Below are 12114 nucleotides of genomic sequence, written 5' to 3'. Positions count from 1 at the left end.
GATGAGTTTTCCGCAGAATCTGGGCTTAACTCGGGGGCGCTCCCTCGTTTCTCTCCCTCGGAGGGACTACCGTCTCCTGGTAATGAAGAAACAGAATCATGACTGATTTGCCCGATTGGCTTGCCACAAAGTTGCCCGCTGGTGCGCGGCATTCAGGGCTTGCGATTGCATCCCTGGGCGATGCTCGCACCTTTGAGCGTGGCGGCTTCAAGCTGTGGAGCCCGGCTTTCGAGGCCGGTGAAGAGCTTGATCCGTGTTTTACTGCGAAGGAAGAGGACGCCGTTGCGCCGCCTCTGGAGTGGACCGCGCCGCCGCCAGGTTCGCAAGAGCTGATTGTGATCGTTGAGGATGCGACCAGTGATGGCGCCAACCCTGCCGCACAATGGCTGGTATGGGGACTGCCCGGACAAAAAGGCAAACTGCTTGAAGGCGAGGTTCCGCCACGCGCAGGCAAGAACGCGCTCGGCAATTCCGAATGGCTTTTGCCTGATCCGCCTGAAGGCGAAACGCGCCACTACGTATTTCAGATATTCGCAACCGAGCTTCCGCTGACGCTGATGCCGGGTGCGAGCCGCGAGGACCTGATCGCTTCGATCAAAGGCTTCGTGACCGCTTGCGCCGTTCTGACCGCTCCGTTCACGGGCACTGCCGATGACGAAGGCGATTGGGACGACGAAGAATTCGAATAAACTGCCATTACACAAGGGAGACTACCAATGGCTAACGCACTGCAAAAACCAGTGAACCTTTCGGGTGACCTCGAAGCGGTTGTCGGCAAAGGCCCGATGACCCGCGCTCAGGTGACTTCGAAAGTCTGGGAATACATCAAGGCGAACAGCCTTCAGGATTCGAAGGACAAGCGTCAGATCAATCCAGATGCCAAGCTCGGCGCTGTGATCGGCAATGACCAGATCTCGATGTTCAAGATGACGGCTGCTGTTTCGAAGCACCTCACCTAATTCTCAATCGCGAGGCGAGCGGCGTGCGATGCGATAAGCTCCACGCCGCTGGCTAAGCGGTTCACCTTTCCAAGACAGTGAGACTAAGCCCTCGCTGTTCAAGGCGTCGACCGCAGTGTGTATGTCCACCATGCGGGTCCGCCAATTCTCCTCCCCTACCACCAAAGCCTTCGCTGCCTCACTTGGGCAAATCGTCTTATCCGGCCCGCGTCCTTCGAGCAGGTCGAGGATCGCTGAGCGTGCGGTTGTCATTCGGTATCGCCGGGTGCCCAACCGGGTGGAGCGAGCTCAAAACCGGCAAAGTCAAACCCCGGCGTGACGATGCAGGACACCAAAGAATAGCCAGCTGCCTCTTCTGCAGGCCGCGCCGCTTGCCACGCATGCGGCAGCACCAACCCCTGAAGCCGTTGGCCACCGGCGGGATTGCCGCCCAGAGTGATGGTCACCGTCGGACCCTGATCGGTCAAAGCGATCCGCAATTCCAGCGGATCACCGCCCTGCCAAATCCACAGCTCATCGGCGTCCACGCGGTGCCAATGTGAAGCTTCGCCCGACTTCAAAAGGAAATTGATCGCGGTCCAGCGGGCTCTGCCATCAGGGCCAGGATCGGCACGGTGCGTTTCGCGATACCAACCACCTTCAGGGTGAGGTTGCAGAGATAATTGTTCGATCAGGTTGTCCGCGCTATCCATGGCGTGCATTCTATCTGGAGGACCGCCCCATGCAACATATCGCGCTTTCGCTGGCCGCACTGGCAACCGCTTTGGCCGCTCCCGTATACGCTCAGGTAGAGGCCGCTGCGGACGAGGCGCCTGTCGTCGAGGAGGTGGATCAGGACCTCGAAACCGCGAAGGCCATTCTGGATATCGCCCCGGTTTTTGACGGGCATAATGATGTCCCGATTCAACTGCGCGCTCGCTTCAGCAATCAGATCAACGCATTCGATTTTGCCGACACGAGCGGGACAGGAGAGACCCATCCGGCAGGCCGCGTGATGCACACCGATCTTGCGCGGTTGAATGCAGGCAAGGTCGGCGCACAATATTGGTCAGTATATGTGCCCGCTAGTCTGGATGAGCCCGAGGCGGTGCAGATGACCATCGAGCAGATCGATGTGATGAAGCGCCTGATCGCGCGTTATCCCGATGCGTTGCGCTATGCTGAAACTGCCGACGATGTTGAGAGCGCGATAGCAGAAGGCAAAGTCGCGTCGCTGCTGGGCATGGAGGGTGGCCACTCAATCGGTTCAAGCCTCGCTGTCCTGCGCCAGATGTACGCGATGGGGGCGCGCTATATGACGATCACGCACTCCCGCAACACGCCATGGGCGGACAGCGCGACCGATGATCCGGAGCACGATGGCCTGACCGATTTCGGCAAGGATGTGATCCGTGAAATGAACCGGATCGGCATGCTGGTGGATCTCAGCCATGTCAGTGAGAAGTCGATGCACGATGCGCTCGATGTCGCGAAGGCTCCGGTGATCTTCAGCCATTCCGGCGTGTCAGCGGTGAACGGCCATGCGCGCAATGTGCCGGACAGTGTGCTGCAGCGTCTGCCTGTAAATGGCGGGATTGTGATGGTGGTGGCGCTTCCTGCGTTTCTCAATGAACAACGCCGCACCTGGTATTCGCAGTGGCAGGCGGAAGAAGCGCGCCTCAAATCGCTCCATCAGGGCAAACCTGACATGGTGAAAGCCGAATTGGATGAGTGGGAAGCGTTGAACCCGGAACCGCAAACGATGATCAGCCACATGGCCGACCATGTCGATCATATCAAACAGCTGGTCGGGGTCGAGTATATCGGAATTGGCGCCGATTTTGATGGCATGCCAACTGGTCCAATCGGGTTCGAGGATGTGGGCGGCTATCCGGAGTTCTTCGCAGAGCTTGTCCGCCGCGGATATTCTCAGACCGAGATCGAGCTAATTTCAAACCGCAATGCATTGCGCGTTCTGCGCGAGGCGGAACGTTATGCGGCGAGCGTGTCGGATCAGGCCCCGATTGAAAGCCTGATCCCGAAGGAAGAGTAATCAGCCCCAGAGAGCTGGGACAATCCAGACCGCGCTCATAAGAACAATGGCGAGCAGCAGGCTGATCCCGAGGACATAGCGAACGATGCCCGGCGTGCTTGCACCGCGTGCGTCATCATCTTCGATGTGGATGGCTTCGTCTTTGTCGGTCATTGTCCCTCCGGAATGGCTACTTCAACAATGCAACGAGATTGTTGGTCACCTGTTCCGAAAAGTCAAAGAGACTGACGGGACTAATCGCGAAGCAGTTCGTTGATGCCGGTCTTTGAACGTGTTTGTGCGTCGACCGTTTTCACGATGACCGCGCAGTAGAGAGACGGGCCGGGCGATCCATCAGGCAAAGGCTTGCCCGGCATGGTTCCCGGAACAACCACAGCAAAAGGCGGCACCTCGCCCATGTGAACTTCGCCCGTCGCGCGGTCGACGATCTTGGTCGATGCGCCGAGATAGACGCCCATAGACAAGACCGCGCCTTCGCCTACGCGCACGCCCTCGGCGACTTCACTGCGTGCGCCGATGAATGCGCCATCGCCGATGATCACCGGCTCGGCCTGAAGCGGCTCGAGAACGCCGCCAATACCTGCGCCTCCAGAGATATGGACGTTCTTACCGATCTGGGCGCAAGAGCCGACTGTGGCCCAAGTGTCGACCATGGTGCCTTCATCGACATAGGCGCCGATATTCACGAAGCTCGGCATAAGCACCACGCCTTTGCCGATAAAGCTGCCGCGGCGTGCCACAGCGCCTGGCACGACCCGGAAACCCGCTTCGCTGAAGCGGTTGTCGCCCCAACCGGCAAACTTGGTCGGCACCTTGTCAAACGCTGCTTCCCCGGCTGAACCATAGTCCATCACCCGGTTATCGTTGAGCCGGAATGACAGCAGCACTGCTTTCTTCAGCCACTGATTGACGTGCCATCCGCCATTGCCATCTGGCTCGGCTACGCGCGCCTCACCCTTATCGAGCATCGCCAGCGCATCGTTAACGGCATGGCGGACCCCGTGACCGGGTTTTACCTCAGCGCGTGCGTCCCATGCCGCTTCGATCTGCTCGATGATGTTCTCAGCCATAAATGCTCCGGTAGAATGTTTGGGATGCAACGCAGTTGTCAGGGCGCTGGTTCCTTTGGGGCAAGCTGCTAGCGCCCGGCATTCGGTGCGGCAAGTGTGCAATGGCGGTTAAGCATTTCTGGTATGGCGCAATTATACAAAAACTTGTCATCCCATCTCCGTTATGCGTAGAACCAGAGGGTCTGGGGGTTACAGTTTGAGGAATATAGCGTGCCGGTGATCCCCGAGGCGAAAAGCCCTGTTTCAATTAAAACTGAATCTATCAAGCCCGACCCCAAAGCGCCTATCGCTTGGAAAGTGGTCGCTGCCGCTGTTGCGTGTGCCGCATTGACGGCATGTGGCGGCGCGGGTGGTGGACCAATTTCGGTTGCACCACCGCCACCTCCGCCACCACCTCCACCGCCGCCGCCCCCTCCTCCACCGCCTCCGCCGCCGACGAACTTCAACACGGCGGAATTCCGGCGCTCTGATGGCCCCGCTTTCCATAACGCTGACACGGCATGGCAAGACGGTTTCACCGGCGCTGGAGAGGTTATTGCGATTGTCGATACTGGGATTGATAGCGACAGCCCCGAATTTGCCGGGCGGGTCCATCCCAACTCGGCCGATGTAGCCGGAAACCGCGGTGTCGATCCTGAGGATGACCACGGCACCAACGTGGCTCTGATCGCTGCTGCGGCACGCAACAATGAAGGCGTTTTAGGCATTGCGTTTGAGGCGCAGGTTCTCGCCGCGCGCGCCGATACGCCGGGCTCGTGTGGGCCGGACACGCCGCAAGATTCCTCGCTGGGCTGCACCTTTGCCGATGGCAATATCGCTCAAGGCATTGATCTCGCGATCGCCAACAACGCTGCGGTGGTCAACCTCAGCTTGGGTGGCGGCCGTGCAGGACAATCCGTTCTCAACGCGATCGCGCGCGCAGCAAATGCAGGGCTCGTAGTTATTGTTGCTGCGGGCAATGGTGGCGATGGATCAGAACCAGGCATTGACCCCGATCAGCCCGATCCGTTTGCCTCTTCAATTTTGCAGGCGGGCAATGGTAACGTCATCATCGTCGGATCGGTCAATGATCAAAGCGAGATTTCCGACTTCAGCAACCGCGCTGGCGATTTCGCAGACTCCTATCTTGTCGCCCGTGGCGAGCGTGTGTGCTGCGTCTATGACAATGGCGAGCTGTTCATCGAAGAGATCGACGGTCAGAACTTTGTGACTGTCTTTTCAGGCACCAGCTTTGCCGCGCCTCAAGTGGCCGGTGCGGTTGCCATTCTGGCGCAGGCGTTTCCGAACCTGAGCGCGCAGGAAATCGTGACGATCCTTCTGGACACGACCCGCGACGTTGGTGATGCGGGCGCAGATGCGATCTTTGGCACCGGCGTTTTGGACATTGCCGCAGCGATTGCACCGCAAGGCACAACCACACTGGCGGGCACCAACACCGCGCTGGCACTGGCAGACGACTTCGCATTGGGCTCTGCCGCCATGGGCGATGCGCTGACTGGCGCTTCGCTGGGCACAGTGATCCTCGACAAATATGATCGTGCTTACAATTACGAGCTTGGCAACAACGCCCGGAACGCTGCGCAGGTGCAGCGCCTTCGCAATGCGGTGCAGTCGGGCGGTATCCATCGCTCGGTCGCCGGCAATGGTATGTCATTGGCATTCACTGTTGGCGAAGGGCAACGGGGCGGTGGCCTTGACTGGTCATCCAACCTGCAACTGACCCCGGATGAAACCGATGCCGCGCGCGTTCTCGCCGCTCGAGTGGCGGCCCGCATTTCGCCGGAGCTGCAGCTGGGCTTCGGCATCGCGCAAGGATCAAAGGGACTGGTTGGCCAGCTTCAAGGTGCTAACCGACCCGCTTTCTCTATCGCGCCGCGCGCTGGATCGGATGCCGGATTCCTCGACACCAGTGAAGTGTCCTTTGCCGCGCGCCGGACCTTCGGCGATTGGGGTGTAACTGTTTCGGCAGAACAAGGGCGGGCCTGGCTTGCAGACAATCGCCGAGCCAGCGACGTGGTCTTTGGTCAGCGGGAGCGCCGACCAACGCAAAGCTTTAGCATCGCGTCCGACAAATCATTTGGCGGTCTCGACACCGTGCTCAGCGCCAGCTGGCTTTCGGAAGAGAACACGCTGCTTGGAGCGCACCTCAATTCTGCGCTCGGCATCAACGGAGCCGATAGTGTTTTCGTCGATGGTGAGCTGTCGCAGTCGATTGGGCGCAGTTGGCGCATTGGTGCTGCCGGGCGATTTGGTGTCACACGGCCGCGCGGAGGATCGTTGATCGGGGACGGTTCGCAGCTGCTCAGCGATGCGTGGTCGCTCGACGTCACGCGCTATGGGACTTTCACCGAAGGCGATAGCATCGGTTTCCGCATCAGCCAGCCCTTGCGGGTCAGCGCAGGTTCGCTCGCCTTTGATCTGCCGGTGGCCTATGACTATGCGACCGAAAGCCCGATCCTCGGGCGGCAGACGCTGACGCTCTCTCCCGAAGGACGTGAGGTCATGGGCGAATTCGCCTGGGGATCACCGTTCCTGTTCGGCTATGCTTCGGCCAGCGCGTTTTACCGCCGTCAACCGGGGCACTTCGCGGATACTCCATCAGACATCGGCGCGCTGATCCACTTCAACGCTTCGTTCTAGCGTCTTCAGGGATGCTCTATTCGGGCATTCCGGCATCACGCGCGAACATGTAAGCCCGGTCTACCAGCGGTGCGACACGCTCGCTCATTGATTTGGCATGAGCCGACGAAGCGGTGCCATCGATCACGCGCTTCTTGATGCCCTGCATGATGCCAGCGAGCCGGAACAGGTTGTAAGCGAAGTACCAGTCCATCGGCGGCACAGGGTATCCGGTGCGCGCAACATAGCGGTCAACGGCTTCTTGCACGGTGGGAATGCCCAGCTCTTCAAGGTTTAGCCCCAACAGTCCTGCGCGCCCATCAGCAGGCTGGAACCAGTTGAGCATCAGATAGCTGAAATCGGCAATTGGATCGCCCAGCGTCGACAGCTCCCAATCGAGCACAGCGATCACGCGGTTCTCGGTCTTATGGAAGATCACGTTGTCGAGCCGGTAGTCGCCGTGAACCACGCTGCTCTCATGCTGCGGGGGGATCGTCTCAGGCAGCCATTCGATCAGCCGCTCCATCTGCGGCATGTGCTCGGTTTCGGAGAGTTTATACTGCTTTGACCAACGCGCGATCTGGCGCGCGCAATAGTCGGTGGGCTTGCCATAGCTGCCAAGGCCGATTTCGTCGGGCTTGTTGAGGTGCAGTTCGGCCATCGTGTCGATCAGCGAGTTGTAGAGCTCGCGGCGCTGGTCCGGCTCAACACCGGGTAGCGCGCCGTTCCAAAGCGAACGACCATCGGCCATCGACATGACGAAGAACTTGGAGCCAAGCACTTCGGGATCTTCACACAGGCCATAGGTCTTGGGCACCGGAAAACCGGTCGGGTGAAGTCCCGTCATCGCCGCATATTCGCGGTCCACCGCGTGCGCGCTGGGAAGCAGCTTTCCAAACGGCTGGCGGCGCAGGACGTAGTTGGTGGAGGGCGTTTCAAGCTTATAGGTCGGGTTCGACTGTCCGCCCTTGAACTTGGTGTAGCTGATCGGGCCTTCGAACCCCTCAACATTGGCTTCACACCAAGCGGTCAGCTTATCGAGGTCAAGCTTGTCGCGCTCCTCGACTTCAACGGTGCCGACCATTTCCTTGTCGAAATCGATCTCGCTCATTCTGCCTCTTCCCGCATGTCTTGCGTGCGCCCGGTGTTACACCAACGCGCGTTTTAGAATGTGTGACTTTCCGGCTGAAGCCCGCAGATTTCTGCGGTATTTGCAGCATCTCGGAATGTCGATCTGTGACTTTCCATATTCCTCGCGTCAACCGATCCTATTGATTGTCCTGACGCTAACCGAATTGCGATGTGTAGGACAGATCAGTCAAACACCACCACGCTGCGCGCGTGGCTTCCAGCGCGCATCTTGTCGAAGCCTGCGTTCACATCTTCCAGCCCAATCCGCTCCGAAATGATCGTGTCGAGATCGAGCAGGCCGCGCATGTAGAAGTCCACGAGGCGCGGAAGGTCTACGGGGAAGTGGTTCATCCCCATGATCGCACCCATCAACTTCTTGCCACCCAGCAGGTCCATCGCGCCGAGCCCGACTTTGCAATCGAGCGGCATCATGCCGAGGATCACGGCTGTGCCGCCACGGCGCAGGGCCGCCACGGCGAGGTCGGCCGAAGCCTGACGGCCAACCGCCTCGATCCCCCAATCGACCCCGCCGTTCGAAATCGCGAGGATCTGTTTGACGGCATCGTCTGCCAACGCATCCACCGTGTGCGTTGCGCCGAGTGTTTCGGCCAATGCGCGCTTTTCGGGCAGTGGATCGGCGGCAATCACCTTGCCAGCGCCGGCGATTTTGGCCGCGTTGATCGTCGCAAGACCAACTCCGCCGCATCCTACCACCAGCACCGTCTCCCCCGGTGTCACGTTGCACGCGTTGAAGATGGTGCCAGCGCCTGTCGTCACCGCGCAGCCGATTACTGCGGCACGATCGAGCGGCATGTCCTTGTCAATCGAGACGCATGCGTTTTCGTGGATCAACATCTGTTCGGACAGGGCCGACAGGTTGAGCATCTGGTTCACAGCTTCGCCGCCATTGCGGGTCATGCGCGGCGCGTCGGTTTTGCCGCGACGGGTTGCCCCGCCAAGGCACAGAGCCATGCGACCAGTTACGCAGAATTCGCAGGTTCCGCAGAATGCGCTGAGACACGAGACAACGTGATCCCCCGGATTCACCGTGCGCACTTCCGAACCAACCGCGCGCACCACACCCGCCGCCTCGTGTCCCGGGACACAGGGCAGGGCGTGCGGATACGATCCGTCGATGAAATGCAGATCGGAGTGACACAGGCCACACGCCTTTGTGTCGATCAGCACTTCGTGCGGAGCGGGATCGGAATACTCGACCTCGCCGATGGTCAACCCTTCGCCGGGTTGCTCAAGAATTGCTGCTTTTGCCATCTATTCTCTCCCAGTCCCCCCTTTTGCGGGAGGGCAATAGATGATTACCGTGCGACACCGATATCGCCCGAGCTCATGCCGCCATCATTGGCAGGCGAGCCGGGGCCATTGCGCAGGGCATTGGCAGTCGGGCCTTCATTGGGCGCGTGCTTGCCGATTTCCATGCGAGCGATCGAACGGGCGTGCACCTCGTCCGGGCCATCGGCCAGACGAAGGGTGCGCTGATGCGCGTAAGCCTGAGCGAGTCCATAGTCTTCGGACACACCGCCGCCGCCATGGGCCTGGATTGCATCGTCAATGATCTGCAGGGCCATGTTCGGCGCCTGAACCTTGATCATCGCAATTTCCTGCTTGGCTGACTTGTTGCCGACCTTGTCCATCATGTCTGCGGCTTTCAGGCACAGCAGGCGGGTCATGTCGATATCGATACGGGCACGCGCGATGCGCTCTTCCCAGACCGAGTGCTTGTAGACCGGCTTACCGAAAGCCTCACGTTCCTGCAGGCGGCGACACATCTTCGCCAGCGCTTCTTCGGCAACGCCGATAGTGCGCATGCAGTGGTGGATACGGCCCGGGCCAAGGCGCCCTTGCGCGATCTCGAAACCACGACCTTCACCCAGCAGCATGTTGCTGGCCGGAATACGAACGTCTTTCAGTTCGATTTCCATGTGGCCGTGCGGCGCGTCGTCATAACCGAAGACCGGCAGGTGACGCAGAATGTTCACACCCGGCGCATCGAGATCCATCAGAACCATGCTCTGCTGCGCGTGACGCTTGGCTTCAAAATCGGTCTTGCCCATCACGATGGCGACCTTGCAGCGCGGATCGCCCGCGCCCGATGACCACCACTTGCGGCCATTGATGACATACTCGTCACCATCGCGCTCGATACGGGTTTCGATGTTGGTTGCGTCAGACGAAGCCGTGAACGGCTCCGTCATCAGAAAGGCACTGCGAATTTCACCGTTCATCAGCGGCTGGAGATATTTCTCCTTCTGCTCGCGAGTGCCATAGCGGTGGAACACTTCCATGTTACCCGTGTCGGGCGCGGAGCAGTTGAACACTTCCGATGCCCAGCCGATGCGGCCCATTTCCTCAGCGCACATGGCGTATTCAAGGTTGGTGAGGCCCGGGCCGTCAAATTCGAACGTGTCATCCACGTGATGGTGGCTGTCATTGCGCGGCGGCATGAACAGGTTCCAGATGCCCGCTTCTTTGGCGAGCTTCTTCTTGTCTTCGATGATCTGGATTACTTTCCAGCGATCGCCCTCGGCATCCTGCGCCTTATAGGTGTCCATGTTCGGACGAACGTGCTGCTCGATGAAATCGCGCACGCGGTCGCGCCAATAGGCCTGGCGTTCGGTGGGTTCAAAATCCATGGGGGTGATCCTCTCTCGTCCTGATCTGTTCGTCGAATCTAATGGCGCAACCGTGGCAGAGCCGCAGCCCCGCGCCAAGGTTTTCTTTTGCTACTATTCGTGCGCGTCACTCAAAAGCGCGGGCGTCCGGAGACGTGGTCTGGGAAGCCTTCATCGCGGCAACGCGCGCTTCGTGCTGTTCGCGAGTGATCGGGAATCGGCCAAGCCAGAAAGCTGCGATCAAGGCGAGCACGATAGACGCGCCACCGTAGAGCAGAATGATTTCGTTGATCACGCCTTGCTGCACCTGCGCCGGGTCCGCGTTGTTGGAAAGCTGCGATGCGGCGATGATCTGACCGGTCAGGAATATGCCGACGCCGGTCGCGCATTTCTGGACCAGCCAGTTGCCGGAATAGAATGCCCCTTCGGCGCGTTTGCCGGTGCGCTCGAGATAGGCTTCGACAATTTCCGCAATCATGGATGAGGCAGAGATCATCACGACCACGCCCAGACAATTGCCGAAGATCAGAAGCACATAGAGCAACAGCGCTGATGCCAGCGAAGGCACCGGAGGCCACCATCCCAGCAGATAAAACGAATAGGGGATCAACGTCACGAGAAGCGCGCCCAATGCGCCGATCACCGCGCTCTTTGGCTTGCCGAACCTTTTGTGCATCGGGCTCACAATAACGAACATCAAGATGACCGAAACGAACAGCACCAGCGGGTACGCGGTGAGGGCTGTGAACCCGCTGCCTTCTCCGAACAGCTCGGTCTGGTCGAGCCTCCACACGAACACGTTGAGGTAGTTCGAAATCGAGAAGGTCATGCCCTGGCTGATGTAAGCCGCTAGCCCGCCGAAGGCGAAGATCAGGAAGGCTCGCTCGCTGAAGGCCTGAACAATCTCGCTAAAGGCGCCCTTGATGCTGAAAGGTTCGGGCTTGGTCTCCGGCAAATGGGCAACAAGACTATGCTGACCAATTGCCGAGCCAAGGACCGAGATCGCCATAAGGATCGCGCCAAAGATGCCAAAGCTGCGATAACCATCGGCGTTGAGCAGCCCGTTCTCGCCGCCCATGAACACAGAATAGCCAAGGAACAGCATCAAGATGCCTCCAACCCAGCCGGAGAGGTATCGATACCGGAACATGGTGGTCCGTTCGTCATAATCATCTGTAATTTCGGGTAGAAGCGATACGGAGGGAACTTCGCATGCGGACAGCAAGACCCGAACCACCACGGCTATTCCCAATAAACCAAGGAACGTGGGCGCTTCTCCGCCTGGCGGAGACCACAACAACACCCATGCAAAGGCCAGCGGCACAGGCGCGGCATAGAGCCACGGCAAGCGTCTGCCCCACCGCGTGTAAGTCCGGTCAGACAAGTTGCCGAGGATCGGATCGACCACCGCATCGAAAAGCAAAGCGATCAGCAGCGCCGCGCTGACTAACCCCGCATCCATTCCCAACGCTTGGTTGTAATAGATCAGCAGGAAGAAGCTAAAGCCGGTGTCCTTCACCCCGAAGGCGACAGCGCCAAATCCGTGGATCAGCTTCAGTCGCAGCGGAAGCTTTCCTTCAACAAAGCTCATTGAGCGTAAGCCTGCGGGCAACCGCCGATTGCGGACGGATTCTGTAATGAACGGCAAAGAAGCTCTCCCAAACTCTTGACCC

The 12114-nt window shown here is 59.4% G+C and carries 12 protein-coding genes; 4 read left to right on the top strand and 8 right to left on the bottom strand.

Annotation, left to right across the window (positions count from 1 at the left end):
- Positions 1–98 precede the first annotated feature (98 nt).
- Both AC0V6K_RS04295 and AC0V6K_RS04290 read left to right on the top strand, forming a co-directional pair.
- Entirely contained in the window at positions 99–689 is a 591-nt protein-coding gene (locus AC0V6K_RS04295) for a YbhB/YbcL family Raf kinase inhibitor-like protein (protein ID WP_472625132.1), read from the top strand.
- A gap of 27 nt (positions 690–716) precedes the next feature.
- Positions 717–959: an SWIB/MDM2 domain-containing protein gene (locus tag AC0V6K_RS04290; RefSeq protein ID WP_472625130.1), complete on the top strand. Its 243-nt coding sequence runs from the start codon at positions 717–719 to the stop codon at positions 957–959.
- 3 nt (positions 960–962) lie between these two features.
- On the opposite strand, the gene AC0V6K_RS04285 is transcribed toward AC0V6K_RS04290, so the two are convergent.
- Complete coding sequence (locus AC0V6K_RS04285) at positions 963–1211, bottom strand: DUF3253 domain-containing protein (protein WP_472625128.1); 249 nt, start codon at positions 1209–1211, stop codon at positions 963–965.
- On the bottom strand, positions 1208–1651 hold the full coding sequence (locus AC0V6K_RS04280; protein ID WP_472625126.1) for a cupin domain-containing protein: 444 nt from the start codon (positions 1649–1651) through the stop codon (positions 1208–1210). The genes AC0V6K_RS04285 and AC0V6K_RS04280 overlap by 4 nt, the downstream gene beginning before the upstream one ends.
- A gap of 29 nt (positions 1652–1680) precedes the next feature.
- Here AC0V6K_RS04280 and AC0V6K_RS04275 point away from each other — a divergent pair, with 29 nt between their 5' ends.
- On the top strand, positions 1681–2991 hold the full coding sequence (locus tag AC0V6K_RS04275; protein ID WP_472625124.1) for a dipeptidase: 1311 nt from the start codon (positions 1681–1683) through the stop codon (positions 2989–2991).
- Here AC0V6K_RS04275 and AC0V6K_RS04270 read toward each other — a convergent pair whose 3' ends face one another.
- Both AC0V6K_RS04270 and dapD read right to left on the bottom strand, forming a co-directional pair.
- Positions 2992–3144 (bottom strand): hypothetical protein, encoded by a 153-nt coding sequence (locus AC0V6K_RS04270; protein ID WP_472625122.1) that lies wholly within the window; start codon positions 3142–3144, stop codon positions 2992–2994.
- 80 nt (positions 3145–3224) lie between these two features.
- On the bottom strand, positions 3225–4061 hold the full coding sequence (dapD, locus tag AC0V6K_RS04265) for a 2,3,4,5-tetrahydropyridine-2,6-dicarboxylate N-succinyltransferase (protein WP_472625120.1): 837 nt from the start codon (positions 4059–4061) through the stop codon (positions 3225–3227).
- Positions 4062–4271: 210 nt separating this feature from the next.
- On the opposite strand from dapD, the gene AC0V6K_RS04260 reads away from it, so the two are divergent.
- Positions 4272–6701, top strand: a complete 2430-nt coding sequence (locus AC0V6K_RS04260; RefSeq protein WP_486172561.1) for a S8 family peptidase — start codon at positions 4272–4274, stop codon at positions 6699–6701.
- A gap of 16 nt (positions 6702–6717) precedes the next feature.
- Here the strand turns inward: AC0V6K_RS04260 and AC0V6K_RS04255 are convergent, their stop codons facing one another.
- The 4 genes from AC0V6K_RS04255 to AC0V6K_RS04240 all read right to left on the bottom strand — a co-directional run bounded on the left by AC0V6K_RS04255 (position 6718) and on the right by AC0V6K_RS04240 (position 12032).
- The gene (locus tag AC0V6K_RS04255; RefSeq protein WP_472625116.1) at positions 6718–7791 is read right to left on the bottom strand and encodes a phosphotransferase family protein; all 1074 of its coding nucleotides are present in this window, start codon (positions 7789–7791) and stop codon (positions 6718–6720) included.
- Between the two features lie 203 nt (positions 7792–7994).
- On the bottom strand, positions 7995–9083 hold the full coding sequence (locus tag AC0V6K_RS04250; protein ID WP_472625114.1) for a Zn-dependent alcohol dehydrogenase: 1089 nt from the start codon (positions 9081–9083) through the stop codon (positions 7995–7997).
- 44 nt (positions 9084–9127) lie between these two features.
- Positions 9128–10462 carry an acyl-CoA dehydrogenase family protein gene (locus AC0V6K_RS04245; protein WP_472625112.1) on the bottom strand — a complete coding sequence of 445 codons (1335 nt, stop codon included), beginning with the start codon at positions 10460–10462 and terminating at the stop codon, positions 9128–9130.
- A gap of 106 nt (positions 10463–10568) precedes the next feature.
- Complete coding sequence (locus tag AC0V6K_RS04240; RefSeq protein WP_472625110.1) at positions 10569–12032, bottom strand: MFS transporter; 1464 nt, start codon at positions 12030–12032, stop codon at positions 10569–10571.
- Positions 12033–12114 lie beyond the last annotated feature (82 nt).

The sequence above is a fragment of the Erythrobacter sp. S43 genome (assembly GCF_057364955.1).
This window is presented reverse-complemented; position numbering and strand designations above follow the sequence as displayed.